Consider the following 20,526-nt stretch of genomic DNA (forward strand, 5'->3'; position numbering starts at 1 on the left):
TCACTGCATCTGCCCATGAACAGCATCGCTCCCTGCCCCTGCGGCCGGCTCAACGCGCGCCAAAAGGCCCTGGCCTACGCCGACTGCTGCGGCCGTTACCTGGACCACTGGGACGCCACGCCCGCACCGGATGCCGAAAGCCTCATGCGATCGCGCTACACGGCGTTTGTGGCCGAGCGGGCCGAGTACCTGCAGGCCACCTGGCATTCCACCACCCGCCCCGCCGCGCTGGAGTTCGATGCGGGCGCCAAATGGCTGGGCCTGACGGTGCGCAGCCACCGCACCACGGGTGCCGACCGGGCCGAGGTGACCTTCGTCGCACGCTACCGCGTGGGTGGCCGCGCCGTGCGGCTGGAAGAGACCAGCCGCTTTGTGCGCGAGGGCGGGCGCTGGTTCTACGTGGATGGCGACCTGACGCCGTAGTTTTAGATGAAATCGACCCCTGGGAACGTCCTGCATGACTCCCTGCGGTCCGTGCTAGCACGGCCTCGGGCGGTCCGCTGCGTTGCTTTTCTTGCCCATAGCCGGGCTATTGGCAAGAAAAGACGCCTTGCGGCCCATCCCGATCCGCACTACCTCGGACTCGCGAGGCTTATGCAGGACCTTCCTAGCGCTTGCTAGACAAACGCAATAAGCTATGAAATTTGAAGCAATCTTGTTTGACTGCGACGGTGTGTTGGTGGACAGCGAGCCCATTACCAACGGCGTGCTGCGCGACATGCTCGAAGAAGCCGGCTGGGCGCTGACCGCCGACGAATGCATGCGCCTCTTCGTGGGCAAGATGGTGCGCAGCGAGGCGGCCCGGATCGAGGCCCACACCGGCCGCCCGCTCACCGACGCGTGGATGAATGCTTTCTACGCCCGGCGCAACACCGCGCTGGCCGAGCGCCTCACGGCCATCGACCACATCCATCCCACCATCGAGCGCGTGCATGCACACCACGGCGGGCGCATCGCCTGTGCCTCAGGTGCCGACCGGTTCAAGGTCGAAATGCAGTTGGCCAAGGTGGGCCTGGCCCCCTTCTTTGACGGCCGTGTTTTCAGCGGCCACGAAATGCCCGCCACCAAGCCCGCGCCCGATGTGTACTTGGCCGCCGCCGCCGCGCTGCAAGCACTCCCCACCCGCTGTGCCGTGGTGGAAGATACGGTGACGGGCGTGACGGCTGGCGTGGCCGCTGGCGCCACGGTGTTCGCCTATGCACCGTTGGACGACGGCGGCGCACTGCGGGCTGCAGGCGCGTCGCACGTTTTCCGCAGCATGGCCGAGCTGCCGGCGCTGCTGGGCTGCTAGCAGCGCGCGGTTCTCCATCAGCGCGAGAAGGCAGTGCGCTTTTTGCAATGCCGCTTCACCGATGCCGCCTTGCGGACCCATCGGTGTAGTCCTGCGCCTTCATGCATTTGGGAACTTGCGGCGGCCCGCGCGGCCGCCACGGCTTTACGGTGAAACCTTTCCAACCCGCCGGCACCGCGCAGCCTTCAGCTGCGTAGCCTGCATATCCCGAAAGGAACCACCATGAGCGATCGCAACGATGCAATGACCCACTCCAGCAACATGGAGCCCGAAACAAAGACGGGCACCGGCGCCGTGCTCGGCGGCGCAGTGGGCGGCGTGGCCGGTGGTGCCACGGCTGGCGCCCTGGCGGGCGGTGTGACGGGCCCCGTGGGCGCGGCCATCGGCGCCGCGGTAGGTGCTGTGGCAGGGGCGGTGATGGGCCGCAATGTCAAGGTGGACCCCGCAGCCGAAGACGCCTACTGGCGCGAGAACTACACATCGCGCCCCTATGCCAACACGGGCGCCACTTACGACGACTACCAGCCAGCCTACCGCTATGGCCTGGATTCGTACTCGCGCTATCCCAACCGCTCGTTCGATGACGTAGAGCCCGAGTTGAGCCGGGATTGGGGCACGGCCCGTGGGCGCTCTTCATTGGAATGGGAAAACGCCAAGCACGCCTCGCGCGACGCGTGGCAACGCGTGAGCAACGCTGCCGAGCGCGCCATTCCGGGCGATTCGGACCGCGACGGCCGCTAAGGAGCCTGTGCACGCATCAAGCTCAAGGTGTGCGATGCGGGTCATCACGCACCGCTAAGCGCATTGCGCCGCGTAGCCCTAGCTGCCGCGAGGGTTGCTTGCGCAGCGGACGGCCCGGGCCTGCAGAGGCACACCGCACGAGGATGCGTGCAGACGCTTCTTGAGCCAGGACATTCCTGCAGCCACTGCTGCGGTGCTGCCGCATATTTTTTTCACCCGGGGCTGTGCCGGTGCAGCCCCTACCGGGAGCAAAACCATGCCAGAGAAATCCAGTGATCCTCATCCCCTGAGCAACCTAGCGTACGACTGGATCACGCTGATGCAGAACAAGGCCCAGGCCCTGCTGGCCTACGACCAGTACATCAAAGACGCCGAAGCGGCCGGCTCCGCCGAATGCGCTGCGTTCTTCCGCAAGGTGCACGATACCGACAAGGCACAGCTGGCCGAGGCCAAAGAGCACCTGATCGCTGTGCTGCAGGGCACGATGGGCGGCGGTAAGAACGCGTCTTGAGGGAGTGAACGCCGAGCGCTCGGACGCGCGCCCGTTCAAGGCCGCGTGTCTGATGCCGGCGTCAAGGGAACATCCTGATCCTCAGCCGCTTCTGACTGCACCGCCATGGCCCGCTGGTACGCGGGCCGCTGCTGCAGCCGGTGCCAGTAAAGTTGCGTGGCCGGGCCAAACTGCGGCACCAGCCCCAGGTACTGCGCCAGCAGCAGCGCATACCCCACCGCCACATCCGCCGCCGTGAAGCGGCCCGCGCACAGGTATTCGCCGTGCGCCATGGCAGATTCCACCGCCCGCAGCCGCGCCAGAAACCAGCGGGTGTAGTCCTCCACCACCTGCGGCTGTCGACGTTCGGCGGGCTCAAAGCGGCCGTAGCGCAGCACCAATGTCTGCGGGAAGGTCAGCGTGGCATCGCTCATGTGCAGCCAGTTCAGGTACGCGCCATACGCCGGGTGCGTGGGCGCCACGTCCAGCCCCGCGTCGGGGTGCGTCGCTGCGAGGTACTGGCACATTGCGGCGGATTCGGTCATGCGCACATCGCCTTGCACCAGCAGCGGCACCGTGCCCAGCGGGTTCTCGTCCAGAAACCACCGCGCCTTGGCGCGTGGTGGGAAGGGCAGCATGTGGAGCTGGTAGGGGAGTTGCAGCTCTTCGAGCATCCACAGGGGGCGGAAGGAGCGGGCGCTGATGCAGTGGTGGAGGTGGAGCATGGAATTTGAATTTTGGTAACAAGCTGCGAGATTGTTGTGGGCGTTGGCCACCCCCTACTTGCTGTACTTTCTCGCATCAGTAATGAACCACTCCAACATTTGCCAGTTTGTGAGTTTCGATGACTCGTTTCCCATGCTTCTGCGAATTTCTAGGAGAAACGTACCAAGCAGGGACAACATATGTCTCAGTCGATCTGGTGGTTGCACTGAATCGGATCCTTGTTCGAAAAAGAACTGGAATAGATTGTTGAATGCCGTTACCACGGCATCTGAACCAACTAGAGAGAGTTTGAAGCTCGTGTTTCTGCATTCGAGGGACATCATCTTTGCCATTGCAAAGTCGTTTTTATCTTGCCCCTTATGTTTGATGTCGTGCCCCCAAGCGGTGTCCGACATCAAAAGAATGATGAATGGCTCTAGGATTTTGTTGTAGGTATCGATTCTGTCGGCGTGCAATTTGTTTTCCAGGTCGCGTCGTCGCTCAATTGACTGCCTCAGTTTCCAGCCGACTGCAGTGAGGAGTAAAACAATAAGCGGAGTTGCCAAGGAACCTATTGCCGTAACGTAGTCGAGCCAATGCTTAGTGGTGTCCATATCTTGCTTCTAGACGTCTATCGTTAAATTTCTATCGCGTTGTAGCTCTTCAGAATCCGCGCGAACGCACGCAGCAGGTGATGTAGGGTCTGGCCCGTAGTTGCTATGGGACTCTGCTTCGCCGAAACTCCGCCGGCGACTGCTCCGTCCACCCCCTAAACGCGCGAATAAAACTCTTCTCGTTTTCAAACCCCGCCGCCTCCGCAACCTGCTTGATGGGTCGCTGCGTGCGGTGCAGCAGCTCTACCGCGCGGGCGCGCCTCACCTCATCCTTCAAGCCCTGCAGCGTGGCGCCTTCTTCCTTTAACTGCCGGTGCAGGGTGCGCGGCGATACATGCAGCAGCGCGGCCAGGGATTCGGCGCTGTGCTGGGGCAGGGCGTGGGCGGGCTGGCCGGGCAGGGGCGCGGCTAGCAGTTGGCGCACGCGCTGCACCAGCAGGCGGTCGCGGCGGTAGTGCAGCACCGTCAGGGGCAGGGCGTGTTGCAGCATCTGGCGCAGGGCCTGCTCGTCGCGGCGCAGGGGCAGGTGCAGGTAGCGGGCGTCAAAGTGGATGGCGGTGCGCGGCGCGTGGAAGGTGAAGGGGCCCCGGAACAGCACGGCGTAGGCATCGGCATGCGGCGGCGGGTCAAACGCAAACTCGGCCGAGATGAGCGGAATGCGCGAGTCCACCATCCAGCAGGCTAGGCCGTGGGCATTGCGCAGCACCGACACCAGGCAGAACTCGCGCAGCGCGCCCAGGTCGCGCGCCTCGGTGATGGCCAGGGTGGCGGTGTCGCCCTCGGTGGTCAGGTGCAGGGCAATGTCGTCCGTCAGCAGCCCGTGATGGCGGCACCAGCGGGCCAGGGCCACCTGCAGCGTGGGCGAGCTGATGCTGGCGCGCGCCAGCATGCCGTAGCTGCCCCAGGGCAGGCGGCGGGTGAACCAGCCCAGGGCTTCGTCGTCCAGCTCCTGCATGGCGGCGTCGGAGATGCGCTCCATCTGCCAGGCGGTGATGCGGGCGCTGTCGTCCTGCAGCAGCTGCGGCGCAATCTGTGCCTGGGCCAGGGCGCGCTCGGGGCTCAGGCCGCGCCGCTCGTACGCCAGCACGATGGCGCGTACGAATGCGACGGGCGTGGCCGCCGGAGCGTTGGCGGGTGGGGGCAGGCGAGGGGCGGTGGGGGCAGCGGGTTTCACGCCGCAAAGTGTGCCAGCGGTGGCACGATTTGCAACCATTGTGGCAACCCGGCCAGGGCAGGCGCTTCTATGCTTACGGATCGCCCGCCTGCATCTTCTTGCGGCGCAGGGCCGGATGACAGAGCCAAGGAGACAACCCCTGTGACGAGCAGCGCAGCCGCAACGACGAAGAACTCCGCACCGCTGGTGGACAGCTACGCCCGTGGCGCCACCGACGTTCCCCTGATCGAGCAGACCATCGGCGCCTTTTTTGCCGACATGGTGGCCGGCCAGCCTGAGCGCGAGGCGCTGGTGAGCGTGCACCAGGGCCGCCGCTACACCTATGCCCAATTGCAGACCGAGGCCCACCGCCTGGCCAGCGCGTTGCTGGGCATGGGGCTCACCCCCGGTGACCGCGTGGGCATCTGGTCGCACAACAACGCCGAATGGGTGCTGATGCAGCTGGCTACTGCGCAGGTGGGCCTGGTGTTGGTCAACATCAACCCGGCCTACCGCACGGCCGAGGTGGAATACGCGCTGAACAAGGTGGGCTGCAAGCTGCTGGTGAGCATGGCGCGTTTCAAGACCAGCGACTACCTGGGCATGCTGCGTGAGCTGGCGCCCGAGTGGCAAGGCCAGCAGCCGGGCCACCTGCATGCGGCCAAGCTGCCGCAGCTGAAGACGGTGGTGTGGATCGATGACGAAGCAGGGCAGGCCGCCGATGAGCCCGGTCTCCTGCGCTTTACCGAGCTGATTGCACGCGGCAACGCGGCCGACCCGCGCCTGGCGCAGGTCGCGGCGGGCCTCCAGGCCACCGACCCCATCAACATCCAGTTCACCAGCGGCACCACGGGCTTTCCCAAGGGCGCCACGCTCACGCACCGCAACATCCTCAACAACGGCTTCTTCATCGGCGAATGCATGAAGCTCACGCCCGCCGACCGGCTGTGCATCCCCGTGCCGCTCTACCACTGCTTTGGCATGGTGCTGGGCAACCTGGCCTGCTTCACGCACGGTGCGACCATCGTCTACCCCAACGACGGGTTTGACCCGCTCACGGTGCTGCAGACGGTGCAGGACGAACGCTGCACCGGCCTGCACGGCGTGCCGACCATGTTCATTGCCGAGCTTCAGCATCCGCGTTTTGCCGAGTTCAACCTCAGCACCCTGCGCACCGGCATCATGGCCGGATCGCCGTGCCCCACCGAGGTGATGAAGCGCGTGGTGGAGCAGATGAACCTGCGCGAGATCACCATCGCCTACGGCATGACCGAGACCAGCCCCGTGAGCTGCCAAAGCAGCACCGACACGCCGCTTTCCAAGCGCGTATCGACCGTGGGCCAGGTGCAGCCGCACCTGGAGATCAAGATCGTCGACCCCGACACCGGTGCGGTGGTGCCCATCGGCCAGCGCGGCGAGTTCTGCACCAAGGGCTATTCGGTGATGCACGGCTATTGGGGCGACGAGGCCAAGACCCGCGAGGCGATTGATGAAGGCGGCTGGATGCATACCGGCGACCTGGCCACCATGGACGCCGAGGGCTACGTGAACATCGTCGGCCGGATCAAGGACATGGTGATCCGCGGCGGCGAAAACATCTACCCGCGCGAGATCGAAGAATTCTTGTACCGCCACCCCATGGTGCAGGACGTGCAGGTGGTGGGCGTGCCCGACCAGAAGTACGGCGAGGAACTCTGCGCCTGGATCATCGCCAAGCCCGGCACGTAGCCCAGCGAGGACGACATTCGCGCCTTCTGCAAAGGCCAGATCGCGCACTACAAGGTGCCGCGCTACATCCGCTTTGTGACGAGCTTTCCGATGACGGTGACGGGCAAGATCCAGAAGTTCAAGATCCGCGATGAGATGAAGGACCAGCTGGGTCTGGAAGAACAGAAAACCGCTTGATGCAATGAAACACCCCCTGAGCCCCTTCGCGTCTTCCCCCTCCAGGGGGGACGCAGCCACTGGCCCGGCAAAGCCGGTTCCACGGCGGCCCGCGCATGGCCTGCTCCGCGGCCTTCAGTGCCACCGGCCAGCCGGTGGCGCTACGTAAACCCAAGATATCGATGGAGCTTGCATGATTCTCGACACCCAACTCAACCCCCGCTCCGCGGACTTCCAGGCTAACGCTGCTGCCATGCGCACCGTGGTGGACGACCTGCGCGCCCAGCTGGACAAGGTCGCCCAGGGCGGCGGCGAGGCAGCCCGCGCCAAGCACACCGCACGCGGCAAGCTGCTGCCGCGCGAGCGCGTGGCCAACCTGCTGGACCCTGGCACGCCCTTCCTGGAGCTGGCTCCGCTGGCGGCGCTGAACATGTACAACAACGATGCGCCGGGCGCGGGCCTGATCGCCGGCATCGGCCGCGTGAGCGGCGTGGACTGCATGATCGTGTGCAATGACGCCACGGTGAAGGGCGGCACCTACTATCCCATGACGGTGAAGAAGCACCTGCGCGCCCAAGAGGTGGCCGCGCAGAACCGTCTGCCCTGCATCTACCTGGTGGACTCGGGCGGCGCCAACCTGCCCAACCAGGACGACGTGTTTCCCGACCGCGACCACTTCGGCCGCATCTTCTACAACCAGGCCAACATGAGCGCCCAGGGCATCGCCCAGATCGCGGTGGTCATGGGCAGCTGCACGGCCGGTGGCGCCTATGTGCCCGCCATGAGCGATGAATCCATCATCGTCAAGAACCAGGGCACCATCTTCCTGGGTGGCCCGCCGCTGGTGAAGGCCGCCACGGGCGAGGTGGTAAGCGCCGAAGACCTGGGCGGTGGCGACGTGCACACGCGCCTCTCGGGTGTGGCCGACCACCTGGCGCAAAACGACCTGCATGCCCTGCAGCTGGCACGCACGGCGGTGCGCAATTTGAATAAAAACAAGGCTCCCGCGCTTGCGGATCAAGCGCCGGTAGCGCCTAAATTTGCGGCAGAAGAGCTGTACGGCGTGATCCCCGTGGACACGCGCAAGCCCTTTGATGTGCGCGAGATCATTGCCCGCGTGGTGGATGGCAGTGAGTTCGACGAGTTCAAGGCCCGCTTCGGCAGCACCTTGGTGTGCGGCTTTGCGCGCATCGAAGGCATGCACGTCGGCATCATCGCCAACAACGGCATCCTGTTTTCCGAAAGCGCGCAAAAGGGCGCGCACTTCATCGAGCTGTGCTGCCAGCGCAAGATTCCGCTGGTGTTCCTGCAGAACATCACCGGCTTCATGGTGGGCCGCAAGTACGAAAACGAAGGCATCGCCCGCCACGGCGCCAAGCTGGTCACGGCCGTGGCGACGGCGAGTGTTCCGAAGTTCACCATCATCATCGGCGGCAGCTTTGGCGCGGGCAACTACGGCATGTGCGGCCGTGCGTATTCGCCCCGCTTCCTTTGGATGTGGCCCAACGCGCGCATCAGCGTCATGGGCGGCGAGCAGGCCGCCAGCGTGCTGGCCACCGTCAAGCGCGACGGCATCGAGGCCAAGGGCGGCCAGTGGAGCATGGAGGAAGAAGAAGCCTTCAAGGCCCCCATCCGCCGCCAGTACGAAGAGCAGGGCCACCCCTACTACGCCACGGCGCGGCTTTGGGACGACGGCGTGATCGACCCGGCCGACACGCGCCGCGTGCTGGCGCTGGGCCTGTCGGCCACGCGCAATGCGCCCATCGAGGACACCAAGTTCGGTATCTTCCGGATGTAGTCCGGCACGGTCTCCCACACACCGCCATGCTCGCCGCAGTCCTTCGCCGCATATTGCCCGCTGCCGCCCTCTGGTGGGCAGCGGTGGGCGCCGTGGCCGCACCCGCATTGCAGCAGGTGGACCTGCAGCCGTTGCCCTCCGGCGGGGTGCTGCGCGCGCACTGGCTGCCCGCCGAAGACGCGGAGCGTCGCCCGGCGGTGCTGGCGCTGCATGGCTGTGGTGGTTTGTACGCCCGCGGCGGTGGTCTGGCCGCACGCTATCGCGAGACCGCCGATCGGCTGCACGCCGCGGGCTACGCCGTGCTGATGCCCGACAGTTTCGGTTCCCGCGGCCTGCGCGACATCTGCCAGACCCGTTACCGCGATCGCAGCGTGGACGTGGCCCAGCGCGTGCAGGACGCGCGCGCTGCGCTGGCCTGGCTGGCGGCCCAGCCGCAGGTGGATGCTCAGCGCATCGGTGTGCTGGGGTGGTCCAATGGGGCGACCACCGCGCTGAACCTGCTGGAGCAACGCCGCACCCACCCCGAGCCGGGCGAGCCCGGCATCGCGGGTGCGGCCGTTTTCTACCCTGGCTGTGGCCCGCTGGCCAGGCGCCACGCGGTGCTGGAGGCCGCGCCGCTGCTGATGCTGCTGGGTGCCCTGGACGATTGGACGCCGGTCCAGCCCTGCGTGGACTTTGCACGCAGCCTTCAGGCACGCGGTGGTGGCAGCGATGTCACCGTGCAGGTGTACGAAGACAGCTACCACGGCTTTGACGGCATTGCCCCGGTGCGCCTGCGCGCGGATGTGCCCAACGGGACCTCCCCGCAGGGCGTGCACCAGGGTGGCAACCCGCAAGCGCGTGCCAAGTCACTGGCTGCGCTCGATGCATTCTGGAGCCGGGTGCTGGCCACCCGTGCCGCGCCATGAGCACAGCCTGGACCGCGCACTTCGACCTGCTCGCGCGCTACAACGTATGGGCCACGGCCCGTCTGCTCGATGCCGTGCGGGCGCTGCCGGAAGATAACTACCGGCGCGATGTGGGCCTGTTCTTCCACAGCATCCACGGCACGCTGAACCACCTGCTGGTGGGCGAGCACCTGCTGTGGTTCGTCCGGTTTGCCGAAGGCCGCTCGCCCACGGTGGCGCTGAACGCCGAGGTGGAGCCCGACCGAGCACGGCTGGATGCTCGGCTGCGGGAAGGGGCGGCCCGCTGGGCGCCGTTGATCGCGTCGTTCTCGCCCGGCCGGTGGGACGGCACGCTCGACTACACCACCATGCGCGGCACGGCCGCATCGCTGCCGTTTGCGGCCACGCTGGCCCATGTGTTCAACCACGGTACACACCACCGGGGGCAGATCACGGCGGCCTTGACGGCCCTGGGCCAGCCCAGCCCCGAGCTGGACCTTGTCTACTTTTTGCAAAACCCATCCCAGCCATGAGCAGCCAGAACCTGACGATCACCCAATCCGGCGCGGTGGCGCGCATTACGCTGACGCAGCCCGAGGTGCGCAACGCCTTCAGCGACGAAGTCATCGCCGAGATCACCGCCGCCTTCACGGACGTGGGCAGCCGCCCCGACGTGCGCGCCGTCGTGCTGGCGGCAGAAGGCCCGGCCTTTTGCGCGGGCGCCAACCTCAACTGGATGCGCCGCATGGCCGACTACACGCGCGACGAAAACTTGGCCGACGCAGGCAAGCTGGCCGAGATGTTGCGCGTGATCTACGAGTGCCCCAAGCCCACCATCGCGCGTGTGCAGGGCGATGTGTATGCCGGCGGCATGGGCCTGGTGGCCGCGTGCGACATGGCGGTTGCCGTGGACACGGCGGGCTTTTGCCTGAGCGAGGTGAAGCTCGGCCTCATCCCCGCCACCATCAGCCCTTATGTGATCCGCGCCATGGGGCCGCGCGCCGCGCACCGCTACTTCCTCACGGCCGAGCGCTTCGGCGCGGCCGAGGCGCTGCGCATCGGCTTCGTGCACGAGGTGGTGGCGGCCGAGCAGCTCGATGCCAAGGTGGACGAATTGCTCAAGGCGCTCACCAGCGCCAGCCCCAACGCCGTGCGCGCCTGCAAGAAGCTGGTGCTGGATGTGGCCGAGCGCGAAATCAACGCCGGTCTGATCGCCGCCACGGTACAGGGCATTGCAGACATCCGCGCCAGCGATGAAGGCAAAGAGGGCGTGCAGTCCTTCCTGAACAAGCGCAAGCCGGCCTGGCTGGCCGGCTGACGGGCTGAGGGCGTACCATCATGGACCAGTTCTGGCTCACCATCGTTCAGTGGCTCCACACCCTGGGGCTGCACGTCGATGCCGGCACCGCACGCGACGTGGCCGCGGGCGCGGCGCGTGCCACGGCGCAGCTCGACATGCCCAGCCTGCTGGCGCTCGCCGCCGCACTGGGCTGGGCCAGCGGCTTTCGGCTGTATGCCGTGGTCTTCATCGTGGGCGGCATGGGTGCGCTCGGCTGGCTCGCGCTGCCGCCCGGCCTGCAGGTGCTGCAAAGCCCCCTGGTGCTGCTGGTGGCCGGCAGCCTGATGCTGGTCGAATTCTTCGCCGACAAGGTGCCGTGGGTGGACAGCGCCTGGGACGCCGTGCACGCGTTCATCCGCGTGCCGGGGGGTGCTCTGCTGGCCGCAGGCGTTTTCGGTGCCGACAACGCCACGATGGGCGTGGTCGCCGGGCTGCTGGGCGGGTCGCTCGCCGCCACATCGCTGGCCACCAAGATGACCACGCGGGCCGCGGCCAACACCTCGCCGGAGCCGTTCTCCAACTGGGGGCTGTCGTTCTTTGAAGATGGCCTGGTGATCGCCGTGGTGTGGCTCGCCACCCAGCACCCGGTGGCCTTCGGCATCGCGCTGGTGCTGATGGTGGCCGTGTCGGTGCTGCTGCTGGTGGTGCTGTTCAAGTTTCTGCGCGCCGTGGTGCGGCGCCTGTCTTCTTTCTTTTCTGGTTCTGCCAAGGTGGCTTAAATGTTCAAAAAGATTCTGATTGCCAATCGTGGAGAGATCGCCTGCCGTGTAGCTGCCACCGCCAAGCGCCTGGGTGTCAAGACTGTTGCCGTGTACTCCGATGCCGACGCCAATGCCAAGCACGTGGCCGTGTGCGACGAGGCCGTGCACATCGGCGGCAGTGCGCCTAAGGACAGCTACCTGCGCTGGGAGCGCATCATCGAGGCCGCCAAAGCCACGGGCGCACAGGCCATCCACCCCGGTTACGGCTTCCTATCGGAAAACGAGGACTTCGCCCAGGCCTGCGCAGCGGCAGGCTTGGTCTTCATCGGCCCGCCCGCCTCAGCCATCAAGGACATGGGCCTGAAGGCCGAGTCCAAGCAGCTCATGGAAAAGGCCGGTGTGCCCCTGGTGCCCGGCTACCATGGCAGCAATCAGGACCCGGCCCTGCTGCAGCGCGAGGCCGACCGCATTGGCTACCCCGTGCTCATCAAGGCCAGCGCGGGTGGTGGCGGCAAGGGCATGCGGGCGGTGGACAAGAGCGAAGACTTCGCCGCCGCGCTCGAGTCGTGCAAGCGCGAGGCCATCAACAGCTTTGGCGACGATGCAGTGCTGGTCGAAAAGTACGTGCAGCGCCCCCGCCACATCGAGATCCAGGTGTTTGGCGACACGCACGGCAACTGCGTCTACCTGTTCGAGCGCGACTGCTCCGTGCAGCGCCGCCACCAGAAGGTGCTGGAAGAGGCCCCGGCCCCCGGCATGACGCCCGCACTGCGCGCGCAGATGGGCGAGGCCGCCGTGGCCGCCGCCAAGGCCGTGAACTACGTGGGCGCGGGCACGGTGGAATTCATCGTGGAGCAGCCGGGCGGCTACGAGCGGCCCGACCAGATGAAGTTCTACTTCATGGAGATGAACACCCGCCTGCAGGTGGAGCACCCCGTGACCGAGGCCATCGCCGGCCTGGACCTGGTGGAGTGGCAGCTGCGTGTGGCCTCGGGCGAACCGCTGCCCCTGCAGCAGCAAGACCTGCGCATCCAAGGCCATGCCATTGAGGCCCGCATCTGTGCCGAGAACCCCGACAACAACTTCCTGCCCGCCACGGGCGCGCTCAATGTGTATGCACTGCCCGAGTGCGTGACGTTTGAAAGAGGTACGGTGCGTGTGGACTCCGGCGTGCGCCAGGGCGATGCGATCAGCCCGTTCTACGACTCCATGGTGGCCAAGCTCATCGTGCACGGCGATACGCGCGAGCAGGCGCTGGCACGGCTGGACGAGGCCCTGGCGCAGACGCACATCGTGGGCCTGGCGACCAACGTGCAGTTCCTGCGCCGCGTGGCGAAGACGGATGCGTTTGCACAAGCCAAGCTCGACACCGCGCTGATCCCGCGCGAGCAGGCCGTGCTGTTCCACCAGGAACCCGTGGGCCTGCCGCTGGCCGCCGCCGCTGCGGTGGCCCAGACCCTGTTGCGCGAGCGCGCCAGCGAAGGCGCAGACCCGTTCAGCCGCCGCGATGGCTTCCATTCGCATGGGGTAAACCGCCGCCGCTTCGAGTTTGAATTTGGCGGCGAGCATGCCAAGGCCTGGCTCACCTATGAGCGCGGTGGCAGCCTGCATCTGGCCGTGGGTGAGGGCGAAACCGCCGTGGCCGGGCCACTGGTGTTTGCCCCGCAGGCCGATGGCATCGAGCTGCAGTTTGCCGGCCAACGCACCCGCGCTGCCGTGTATGCCCAGGGCGAGGTGGACCATGTCTTTACCCCGCTGGGCGCTACGCAGATCACCGCCATCGATCTGCTGGCGCATGCGGGGGAGGTGGCGGCCGAAGGCGGGCGCCTCACGGCCCCCATGCCCGGCAAGGTGGTGTCGTTTGCTGTGAAGGCAGGCGATGCGGTCACCAAGGGCCAGCCGCTGGCGGTGATGGAGGCCATGAAGATGGAGCACACCATCGCCGCGCCGGCCGATGGCGTGGTGCAGGAGCTGCTGTACGCCCCGGGCGACCAGGTGACGGAAGGGGCCGAACTGCTCAAACTGTCCAACGCAACGGTGTGACAGCACGCAGCGGCAGGGCGCGGTACGCTCGGCATCCATGAAAATCACCTTTTGCTGTACCGATACCAAGGCCGAGCCCTGGCTCCAGGGTTTGGCCGCCGCGCTGCCCGGCGCCGACATCGCCGTGTGGCAGCCCGGCGCACCGCAGGCCGACTACGCCGTGGTCTGGGCGCCGCCCCAGCAGTTCATGGACGAGCAGCCGGGCCTGAAAGCCCTGTTCAACATCGGCGCGGGCGTGGACGCGCTGCTCAAGCTGCGCCTGCCGCCCCAGGCGTTAGTGGTGCGCTTGGACGATGCGGGCATGGCCGTGCAGATGGCCGAGTACGTGTGCCACGCGGTCATCCGCCACTTCCGCGAGTTCGATGCTTACGAGGCTGACATGGCAGCGGGACGCTGGGGCTACCGCAAGCCGCGCCTGCGCAGCGACTTCCCCATCGGCGTGATGGGCCTGGGCGTGCTGGGCGAGCGCGTGGCGAAGGCGCTGGCGCAGTTCGACTTCCCCATCAACGGCTGGAGCCGCAGCCCCAAGGCCATCGAGGGCGTGCGGGCCTTCAGCGGCACAGAGCAGTTCAACGACTTCCTGGCGGCCAGCCGTGTGCTGGTGAACCTGCTTCCGCTCACGCCCGAGACGGCCGATGTCATCAACGCGGACACACTGGCGCACCTGCAGCCGGGGGCCTACATCATCAACGTGGCGCGCGGTGCCCACCTGGTGGAAGACGACCTGCTCGCTGCCATTGAGCGCGGCCATGTGGCCGGCGCCACGCTGGACGTGTTCCGCACCGAGCCGCTGCCCGCCGGCCACCCGTTCTGGAACCACCCGCGCATCACCATCACCCCTCACACCTCGGCGCGCACGCTGCGCGATGAAAGCATCGCCCAGATCGCACGCAAGATGGCAGCGCTGCAGCGGGGTGCCACCGTGGCCGGCGTGGTGGACGCCGGGCGCGGCTACTGAATGAATGAAGGCGCGGTCCCCACACGCAGCACGGACAATGGCAGGCTTATGACCACCTCCAGCACCTTTACCGTCCGGCGTTTCTTTGGCCTTTTGGGCTGGATCCTTCTGGTTCCCAGCGCGCTCACGGCGCTGGGCGCGGCGTGGATGCTGGCCTCGGGCCTGGGCATGCTGGGTGGCACGCACACGGCCACGGGCCGCGTGGTGGCGCACCAGGACGTGACCCTCGGCTCGCAGGGGCGCCGCAGCCTGGCCCGGCAAAGCATTGTCGAGTTCGCCACGGGCGACGGGCGCACGCAGCGCTTCACCGACGGCGTGGCACGCCAAGGCCTCGCGATGCACAAGATCGGCGAGACCGTCACGGTGCGCTATGACGCCCAGGATCCCTCGCGGGCCGAGATCGGCAGTTCCACCACGGTCAAGGTGCTGGGCGGCGGCGTGCTGCTGCTGTTCAGCGGCATCGGCGTGCTCGTGGGCTGGCTGCTGCTGCGCTTGCGGCCCAGGTCCATCGCCATCGCGGCCCACGCCACCCTGGATTGACGGGGCGCTGGCCGTCTTCCTTTTTGTTTGATGAAAGCACCCCCCATGAGCAGCAGCATTCCTTCCCGCGTGAACCTCATCGATGTCGGCCCCCGTGACGGCCTGCAGAACGAAAAGACCCCCGTGCCCGCCGCCGTGAAGATCGAGCTGGTGCACCGCCTGCAGCAGGCTGGCCTGCGCGAGATCGAAGTCACCAGCTACGTGAGCCCGAAGTGGGTGCCGCAGATGGCCGACAACCACGAAGTCATGGCTGGCATTGCGCGCGCCAGCGGCGTGGCGTATTCGGTGCTCACGCCCAACCTCAAGGGGTATGAGGCGGCGGTGCTCGACCGGCCCGACGAAATCGTGGTCTTCGGCTCGGCCAGCGAGGCCTTCAGCCAGCGCAACATCAACTGCAGCATTGCAGAGAGCATCGAGCGCTTTGCGCCCGTGGTGGAGGCGGCGCTGGCCGCCGGCATCCGCGTGCGCGGCGCCATGAGCTGCACCGTGGGCTGCCCCTACGAGGGCGACATTGCCCCCGAGCGCGTGGCCTACCTGGCAGGCCTGCTCAAGGGCATTGGCGTGCAACGCGTGGACGTGGCCGACACCATTGGCGTGGGCACGCCGCGCAAGGTGCAGCGCGCCATCGAGGCCACGCTGCAGCACTTCGGCATCGACGAAGTGTCGGGCCACTTCCACGACACCTATGGCCAGGCGCTGTCGAACACGCTGGCGGCGCTGGAGATGGGGGTGTGGAACTACCAGTCGTCTGTCGCCGGGCTGGGCGGCTGCCCCTATGCCAAGGGCGCCACCGGCAATGTGGCCACGGAGGACGTGGTGTACATGCTGCAGGGCATGGGCATCGAGACGGGCATCGACCTCGACAAGCTGATTGACGCGGGCGCGTACATCAGCGACTTTCTAGGCCGCAAACCCAACTCGCGCGCAGCGAACGCCCTGCTCACCAAGCGAATGGGGTGAGGCATCTCGGGAGGCGCGTTCGGCGTCTTCTCCCCGTCTTTCGGCGGGGCTGCGTCCCTTGTGGGGAGCCGTGGGTTCGCAGAGGTTATTGGCGGTGTGGAAAATGGGTGGAACGACTTTGATTCCGGAGTGAGCAACGATGTGTGGAGCTGAAGTGAAAAACCTGCCCGAAGGCGTGCAGCGCGTGGCTGCAGCGCTGGAATCCCTGGGCCACCCCCACCGCCCGCAGATGCTGGACGACGCCGCGCGCACCGCGCAGCAGGCAGCCGATGCGCTGGGCATTGCCGTGGGGCAGATCGCGAAGAGCATCATCTTCCGCCGCAAGAGCGACGACGCGGCGGTGCTGGTGGTCACCTCGGGCGACCGCCGCGTGGACGAGAAGAAGGTGGAGGCCCATGTGGGCAGCAAGATCGGCCGCGCCGATGCGGAGTTTGTGAAGAGCCGGACCGGGTTCTCCATTGGCGGCGTCTCGCCCGTGGCGCATGCCACACCGCCCGTCACGCTGATCGACCAGGACCTGCTGCGCTTTGACGTGGTGTGGGCGGCGGCGGGGCACCCGCACGGCGTGTTTGCGCTGCACCCGAGCGACCTGCAGCGCTTGACCGGCGCGCCGGTGGTGGACGTGGTGCAGGCCATGGCGGCCGAGGCGCCGGGAGCCTCCGCACCATGAATGCTACTGAATCCATAGCTGCTCGCGCTCATCTGATGAGCGATGCGGGCTATTTTGATCAGCAGTCTGACGAGGTGGTGCCCTCGCCCTGCATCTCGGTCTGCCGCCTCTCGGATGATCGCAGCGGCTGCGTGGGCTGCTTTCGCACGCTGGAGGAGATCCGGGCCTGGTCCGGCGCGGACAGCGCGCAGCGGCGTGCCATCTGGGTGCAGCTGCTTGGGCGCGCCGGTGTCCCGCTGCCTGCACCGCTGACCGATATGGCCGCCCATCCGGAGCCCCAGCCATGAAGCACATCACCTTCTACCTGGACTTCGTATCGCCGTATGCCTGGCTGGCTTTCGAGCGCCTGCCGGAGGCCTTGGCGGGTCTGAGCTACAGCGTGGCCTACCGGCCCGTGCTGCTGGGAGCGCTGCTGCAGCAGCACGCCAACCCCGGCCCGGCGGGCATCGCACCCAAGCGCGACTGGACCTACCGCCATGTGACCTGGCTGGGCCATGCGCAGGGCACGCCGCTGCAGATGCCGCTGCGCCACCCGTTCAACCCCTTGCCGCTGCTGCGCCAGGCGCTGGCATGCAGCGACGACGGTTTTGTCAACCGCTTCGTGGCCGGCACGGTGCTGCGCCATGTATGGCAAGGCGGGCGCGATGCGCTGGACCCTGAGCGCCTGGCTGCTCTCGCGGCCGAGCTGGCCGAGCAGATCCGGCCCGGGCAGGACGTGAACAGCGCCGAGCCCAAGGCCCTGCTGCGCGCCAACACCGAGGCGGCGCAGGCCGCGGGCGTGTTTGGCGTGCCCGCCTTTGTGGTGGACCGCAAGGTGTTCTGGGGGCTGGACGCGCTGCCCATGCTGCGCGCCTATCTGGAGGGCGATGCCTGGTTCGACGGGCCGGACTGGGACGCCGCCCCGCGCACGCCGTCGGGGCTGCCGCCCGTGGCTCGTTGATTCGTTCGGTCAGCCCTTCAAAAACCGTTCACTGAGCGCAGTCGAAGTGCCGCGCGAGGCGCAGACAGGCTCAGCCCAACGGTTTTGCAGTGTGGAAAATACCGCTGCCGAAAAAGCCGGCGACCGGACCGCCTGCGCCTTTGTTGCGCTGGCGCAAGGACTCCCGCAGCGCACCCGTAGCAATGCAAGCGCCCCGCAAGGGGCCGGTGGTGCAATGGCCTCGCCGCCACCGAGGTCCGCATGCCCAACGCCTTCTCCTTTGTCCATTCGCCCTTCGACTGTCTGGAGCCCGACGAGCAGCGCATGGTGCGCGACCACGTCGACATCGGCTACTACGCGCCCGGCCAGGTGCTGCTGGAGCGCGGCGCGGCGCCCTCGCACCTGTTCGTGGTCGTCAAGGGCCATGTGGTGCAAGAAGACCAGGGCGACGCGGTCGTCACCTACGGCCCCGACGATTGCTTTGACGGCCGCAGTCTGGTCGCAGGCCGCGCCAGCAGCCGCTTCGTGGCCACCGAGGAGGTCATCACCTACGAGCTGGCCCGCGCCACGGTGCTGGAGCTGATCGCGCGCAACGCCACGTTCGGTGCGCTGCTGTTTTCGGACCTGGGCCACAAGCTCAGCGTGCTGGCCGAGCGCCAGCACCCGCGCGATGTGCCCTCGCTCAGCCTGTCGCGCGTGGCCGATGCCTTCCTGCGGCCAGTGCACGAGGTGCCCGCCACGCTGGACGTGCTCAGCGCCGTGCGCCACATGCACCGCGAGCACACGGCCAGCGTACTGGTGCGCGACGATGCTGCCACCCCGCCGCGCCGCGGCATCTTCAGCCGCACGCTGCTCGAGCGCGCCATCCTGTCGGGCAGGCCCCTGGACCAGATGCCCGTGGGCGACTGGGCGCGCTTCCCGGTGATCGAGGTGCGTGCAGGCGATGCCGTGGGCGATGCCATGGCGCTGATGCTGCGCCACCGCATTCACCGCCTGGTGGTGGTGGATGGCGAGCGCACGCTGGGCATGCTGGAGTCGCTGGACCTGCTGAGCTATGTGTCCAACCCTTCGCACCTGGTGGCGCTGCAGATCGACAACGCCACCTCGCTGGATGCGCTCGCCGATGCTGCGGCGCAGATCGACCGCGTGGTCACCGTGCTGTTCCGCAGCGGCACGCGGGTGGGGCTGGTGGCGCACCTGGTGCAGCAGCTCAATGCGCGCCTGTTCCTGCGCGCCTGGCAGCTGATCGCGCCACCGGACCTGGTGGCGAACAGCTGCCTGTTCGTGATGGGCAGCGAAGGCCGGGGCGAGCAGTTGCTCAAGACCGACCAGGACAACGGCCTGATCCTGCGCGACGGGTACGCGCCGCCGCACGATCTGGCCGAAATCTGCGAACGCTTCTCGCAGGCGCTGGGCCGCTTCGGCTACCCGCCGTGCCCCGGCGGCATCATGCTCAGCCAGCCGCTGTGGCGGCGCACCGGCAGCGAATGGGCGCGCCAGCTTCAGGACTGGGTGTGGCGGCCCGAGGGCGAAGCGCTGATGCACCTCGCGATCTTTCTGGACGCACACGCCGTGGCGGGCGACGCCGCGCTGCTGGACGCGGCGCGGTCCCATCTGCTGTCGCTGGCCACCGACCATGAAGGCCTGCAGAGCCGCTTTGCGGCCGCCATCGACGCATTTGGTCATGTCAGCAGCTCCAGCTGGTGGAGCCGGCTGCTGACCCCCGGCGCCGCGCCCGAGCCCTGGCACATCAAGAAGGAAGGGCTGTTCCCGCTGGTGCACGGCGTGCGCAGCCTGGCACTGGCCCACCGGGTGACCGTCACCGCCACCACCGACCGCATCGAGGCGCTGGTGGCCCTGGGCGCCTTGAGCCCCGGCGAAGGGGAGGACCTGGCCGAGGCTCTGCAAGTGCTGATGGCCCTGCGGCTGAAAGCGGGGCTGGCCGAGCGCGAGCAGCAGCGCCCCGTCACCGGCACGGTGGCGCCCGACCAGCTGGGGAGCCTGGACCGGGATCTGCTCAAGGACGCGCTCGGCGTGGTCAAGCGCTTTCAGCAGATGCTGCGCACGCGCTTTCATCTGGGGATGCTCTAAATGGCGCTGCACAGCCCCTGGTCCGCTGCGCGCCGCCGCTGGCTGCAGCACCGTCTGCGCCGGCCCGAGTACGCGTTTCTTCTGGAGCCGGGGCCGCCCGATGAGTGGGTGGCACTGGACTGCGAGACCACGGGGCTCAACGTGCGCACGGACGAAGTCGTCTCCATTGGCGCCGTGCGTGTGTGCGGCCAGCGCATCGTGGCCAGCGAGCGGCTGGAACTGCTGGTGCGGCCCGCCGGGCCCGTGCCCGCGCAGAGCGTGCGCATCCACCGCCTGCGTGCCCAGGACGTGGCGCAGGCCCTGCCGCTGGAGGCACTGCTGCCCCAGCTGCTGCGCTTCATCGGCGGGTGTCCGCTGGTGGGCTATTACCTGGAGTTCGACGTGGCCATGCTCAACCGAGCCGTGCGTCCCTGGCTGGGCATCGGCCTGCCGCAGCCATGCATCGAGGTGTCGGCGCTGTACTACGACTACCAGTTCCGCCAGCTGCCGCCCTACCAGCAGCATGCCAACGCCGACATCGACCTGCGCTTGGCCACCCTGGTGCGCGAGCTGGGCCTGCCCCCGCGCGAGGCGCACGATGCGGTCAACGACGCGGTGACTGCTGCGCTGGCGTTCATCAAGCTGCGGCGGCTGCTGGGCGGGGCGTGAGGTCACTTCCTGTGTCCTCTTTGCTATCTAATTTATAGCTGTTTGCGCTTATCCATCAAGCGCTAAAGCAGCTTTTGCGGCTTGGCAGTGCTTT

21 protein-coding genes and 1 pseudogene are annotated in these 20,526 nt (G+C 67.2%); 19 read left to right on the forward strand and 3 right to left on the reverse strand.

Going from position 1 to position 20,526, the window contains the following annotated elements; translation table 11 throughout:
* The first annotated feature begins 15 nt into the window (after positions 1-15).
* The 4 genes from MRY84_RS15080 to MRY84_RS15095 all read left to right on the forward strand — a co-directional run bounded on the left by MRY84_RS15080 (position 16) and on the right by MRY84_RS15095 (position 2,543).
* Complete coding sequence (locus MRY84_RS15080) at positions 16-423, forward strand: YchJ family metal-binding protein (RefSeq protein ID WP_291506523.1); 408 nt, start codon at positions 16-18, stop codon at positions 421-423.
* A 214-nt stretch (positions 424-637) separates the two neighbouring features.
* Entirely contained in the window at positions 638-1,291 is a 654-nt protein-coding gene (locus MRY84_RS15085) for an HAD family phosphatase (RefSeq protein WP_291506524.1), read from the forward strand.
* 222 nt (positions 1,292-1,513) lie between these two features.
* A complete protein-coding gene (locus MRY84_RS15090) occupies positions 1,514-2,032 on the forward strand; it encodes a glycine zipper domain-containing protein (protein WP_291506525.1) in 519 nt (172 codons plus the stop codon).
* A gap of 256 nt (positions 2,033-2,288) precedes the next feature.
* On the forward strand, positions 2,289-2,543 hold the full coding sequence (locus tag MRY84_RS15095; RefSeq protein ID WP_291506526.1) for a hypothetical protein: 255 nt from the start codon (positions 2,289-2,291) through the stop codon (positions 2,541-2,543).
* 35 nt (positions 2,544-2,578) lie between these two features.
* Here MRY84_RS15095 and MRY84_RS15100 read toward each other — a convergent pair whose 3' ends face one another.
* The 3 genes from MRY84_RS15100 to MRY84_RS15110 form a co-directional block, all read right to left on the reverse strand.
* Positions 2,579-3,247 carry a glutathione S-transferase family protein gene (locus MRY84_RS15100; RefSeq protein WP_291506527.1) on the reverse strand — a complete coding sequence of 223 codons (669 nt, stop codon included), beginning with the start codon at positions 3,245-3,247 and terminating at the stop codon, positions 2,579-2,581.
* Positions 3,248-3,301: 54 nt separating this feature from the next.
* Complete coding sequence (locus tag MRY84_RS15105; RefSeq protein ID WP_291506528.1) at positions 3,302-3,841, reverse strand: hypothetical protein; 540 nt, start codon at positions 3,839-3,841, stop codon at positions 3,302-3,304.
* Positions 3,842-3,944: 103 nt separating this feature from the next.
* Positions 3,945-5,054 carry an AraC family transcriptional regulator gene (locus MRY84_RS15110; RefSeq protein ID WP_291506529.1) on the reverse strand — a complete coding sequence of 370 codons (1,110 nt, stop codon included), beginning with the start codon at positions 5,052-5,054 and terminating at the stop codon, positions 3,945-3,947.
* Positions 5,055-5,156: 102 nt separating this feature from the next.
* Here MRY84_RS15110 and MRY84_RS15115 point away from each other — a divergent pair.
* From MRY84_RS15115 to MRY84_RS15185, 15 genes and pseudogenes are all read left to right on the forward strand, one after another.
* Positions 5,157-6,899, forward strand: a pseudogene (locus MRY84_RS15115) (AMP-binding protein).
* 172 nt (positions 6,900-7,071) lie between these two features.
* Positions 7,072-8,676, forward strand: a complete 1,605-nt coding sequence (locus tag MRY84_RS15120) for a carboxyl transferase domain-containing protein (RefSeq protein WP_291506530.1) — start codon at positions 7,072-7,074, stop codon at positions 8,674-8,676.
* A 26-nt stretch (positions 8,677-8,702) separates the two neighbouring features.
* Positions 8,703-9,584: a dienelactone hydrolase family protein gene (locus MRY84_RS15125; protein WP_291506531.1), complete on the forward strand. Its 882-nt coding sequence runs from the start codon at positions 8,703-8,705 to the stop codon at positions 9,582-9,584.
* Positions 9,581-10,096, forward strand: a complete 516-nt coding sequence (locus tag MRY84_RS15130) for a DinB family protein (protein WP_291506532.1) — start codon at positions 9,581-9,583, stop codon at positions 10,094-10,096. The genes MRY84_RS15125 and MRY84_RS15130 overlap by 4 nt, the downstream gene beginning before the upstream one ends.
* Positions 10,093-10,881: an enoyl-CoA hydratase/isomerase family protein gene (locus MRY84_RS15135; protein WP_291506533.1), complete on the forward strand. Its 789-nt coding sequence runs from the start codon at positions 10,093-10,095 to the stop codon at positions 10,879-10,881. The genes MRY84_RS15130 and MRY84_RS15135 overlap by 4 nt, the downstream gene beginning before the upstream one ends.
* A gap of 20 nt (positions 10,882-10,901) precedes the next feature.
* Positions 10,902-11,621 carry a DUF4126 domain-containing protein gene (locus tag MRY84_RS15140; protein WP_291506534.1) on the forward strand — a complete coding sequence of 240 codons (720 nt, stop codon included), beginning with the start codon at positions 10,902-10,904 and terminating at the stop codon, positions 11,619-11,621.
* Positions 11,622-13,646, forward strand: a complete 2,025-nt coding sequence (locus tag MRY84_RS15145) for an acetyl/propionyl/methylcrotonyl-CoA carboxylase subunit alpha (protein ID WP_291506535.1) — start codon at positions 11,622-11,624, stop codon at positions 13,644-13,646.
* 37 nt (positions 13,647-13,683) lie between these two features.
* Entirely contained in the window at positions 13,684-14,604 is a 921-nt protein-coding gene (locus tag MRY84_RS15150; RefSeq protein WP_291506536.1) for a glyoxylate/hydroxypyruvate reductase A, read from the forward strand.
* Positions 14,605-14,652: 48 nt separating this feature from the next.
* Positions 14,653-15,144, forward strand: a complete 492-nt coding sequence (locus MRY84_RS15155; protein ID WP_291506537.1) for a DUF3592 domain-containing protein — start codon at positions 14,653-14,655, stop codon at positions 15,142-15,144.
* A 45-nt stretch (positions 15,145-15,189) separates the two neighbouring features.
* Entirely contained in the window at positions 15,190-16,104 is a 915-nt protein-coding gene (locus tag MRY84_RS15160; protein WP_291506538.1) for a hydroxymethylglutaryl-CoA lyase, read from the forward strand.
* 139 nt (positions 16,105-16,243) lie between these two features.
* The gene (locus MRY84_RS15165) at positions 16,244-16,774 is read left to right on the forward strand and encodes a YbaK/EbsC family protein (RefSeq protein WP_291506539.1); all 531 of its coding nucleotides are present in this window, start codon (positions 16,244-16,246) and stop codon (positions 16,772-16,774) included.
* A complete protein-coding gene (locus tag MRY84_RS15170; RefSeq protein ID WP_291506540.1) occupies positions 16,771-17,061 on the forward strand; it encodes a DUF1289 domain-containing protein in 291 nt (96 codons plus the stop codon). The genes MRY84_RS15165 and MRY84_RS15170 overlap by 4 nt, the downstream gene beginning before the upstream one ends.
* Positions 17,058-17,714 carry a 2-hydroxychromene-2-carboxylate isomerase gene (locus MRY84_RS15175; protein ID WP_291506541.1) on the forward strand — a complete coding sequence of 219 codons (657 nt, stop codon included), beginning with the start codon at positions 17,058-17,060 and terminating at the stop codon, positions 17,712-17,714. Before MRY84_RS15170 ends, MRY84_RS15175 begins: the two co-directional genes overlap by 4 nt.
* A gap of 240 nt (positions 17,715-17,954) precedes the next feature.
* Entirely contained in the window at positions 17,955-19,784 is a 1,830-nt protein-coding gene (locus tag MRY84_RS15180) for a DUF294 nucleotidyltransferase-like domain-containing protein (RefSeq protein ID WP_291506542.1), read from the forward strand.
* A complete protein-coding gene (locus MRY84_RS15185) occupies positions 19,785-20,432 on the forward strand; it encodes a 3'-5' exonuclease (protein ID WP_291506543.1) in 648 nt (215 codons plus the stop codon).
* Positions 20,433-20,526: the final 94 nt, after the last annotated feature.

The organism is Acidovorax sp. (genome assembly GCF_022763525.1).
GTDB lineage: Bacteria > Pseudomonadota > Gammaproteobacteria > Burkholderiales > Burkholderiaceae_C > Acidovorax.

What these genes read in the sequence shown, in the direction of transcription:
- MRY84_RS15085 (WP_291506524.1), top strand. Translation starts at nt 638, where the DNA reads ATGAAATTTGAAGCAATCTTGTTTGACTGCGACGGTGTGTTGGTGGAC.
- MRY84_RS15120 (WP_291506530.1), top strand. Translation starts at nt 7,072, where the DNA reads ATGATTCTCGACACCCAACTCAACCCCCGCTCCGCGGACTTCCAGGCT.
- MRY84_RS15160 (WP_291506538.1), top strand. Translation starts at nt 15,190, where the DNA reads ATGAGCAGCAGCATTCCTTCCCGCGTGAACCTCATCGATGTCGGCCCC.
- MRY84_RS15180 (WP_291506542.1), top strand. Translation starts at nt 17,955, where the DNA reads ATGCCCAACGCCTTCTCCTTTGTCCATTCGCCCTTCGACTGTCTGGAG.
- MRY84_RS15095 (WP_291506526.1), top strand. Translation starts at nt 2,289, where the DNA reads ATGCCAGAGAAATCCAGTGATCCTCATCCCCTGAGCAACCTAGCGTAC.
- MRY84_RS15175 (WP_291506541.1), top strand. Translation starts at nt 17,058, where the DNA reads ATGAAGCACATCACCTTCTACCTGGACTTCGTATCGCCGTATGCCTGG.
- MRY84_RS15135 (WP_291506533.1), top strand. Translation starts at nt 10,093, where the DNA reads ATGAGCAGCCAGAACCTGACGATCACCCAATCCGGCGCGGTGGCGCGC.
- MRY84_RS15155 (WP_291506537.1), top strand. Translation starts at nt 14,653, where the DNA reads ATGACCACCTCCAGCACCTTTACCGTCCGGCGTTTCTTTGGCCTTTTG.
- MRY84_RS15185 (WP_291506543.1), top strand. Translation starts at nt 19,785, where the DNA reads ATGGCGCTGCACAGCCCCTGGTCCGCTGCGCGCCGCCGCTGGCTGCAG.
- MRY84_RS15125 (WP_291506531.1), top strand. Translation starts at nt 8,703, where the DNA reads ATGCTCGCCGCAGTCCTTCGCCGCATATTGCCCGCTGCCGCCCTCTGG.
- MRY84_RS15110 (WP_291506529.1), bottom strand. Translation starts at nt 5,054, where the DNA reads ATGGTTGCAAATCGTGCCACCGCTGGCACACTTTGCGGCGTGAAACCC.
- MRY84_RS15140 (WP_291506534.1), top strand. Translation starts at nt 10,902, where the DNA reads ATGGACCAGTTCTGGCTCACCATCGTTCAGTGGCTCCACACCCTGGGG.
- MRY84_RS15165 (WP_291506539.1), top strand. Translation starts at nt 16,244, where the DNA reads ATGTGTGGAGCTGAAGTGAAAAACCTGCCCGAAGGCGTGCAGCGCGTG.
- MRY84_RS15150 (WP_291506536.1), top strand. Translation starts at nt 13,684, where the DNA reads ATGAAAATCACCTTTTGCTGTACCGATACCAAGGCCGAGCCCTGGCTC.
- MRY84_RS15170 (WP_291506540.1), top strand. Translation starts at nt 16,771, where the DNA reads ATGAATGCTACTGAATCCATAGCTGCTCGCGCTCATCTGATGAGCGAT.
- MRY84_RS15145 (WP_291506535.1), top strand. Translation starts at nt 11,622, where the DNA reads ATGTTCAAAAAGATTCTGATTGCCAATCGTGGAGAGATCGCCTGCCGT.
- MRY84_RS15080 (WP_291506523.1), top strand. Translation starts at nt 16, where the DNA reads ATGAACAGCATCGCTCCCTGCCCCTGCGGCCGGCTCAACGCGCGCCAA.
- MRY84_RS15100 (WP_291506527.1), bottom strand. Translation starts at nt 3,247, where the DNA reads ATGCTCCACCTCCACCACTGCATCAGCGCCCGCTCCTTCCGCCCCCTG.
- MRY84_RS15130 (WP_291506532.1), top strand. Translation starts at nt 9,581, where the DNA reads ATGAGCACAGCCTGGACCGCGCACTTCGACCTGCTCGCGCGCTACAAC.
- MRY84_RS15105 (WP_291506528.1), bottom strand. Translation starts at nt 3,841, where the DNA reads ATGGACACCACTAAGCATTGGCTCGACTACGTTACGGCAATAGGTTCC.
- MRY84_RS15090 (WP_291506525.1), top strand. Translation starts at nt 1,514, where the DNA reads ATGAGCGATCGCAACGATGCAATGACCCACTCCAGCAACATGGAGCCC.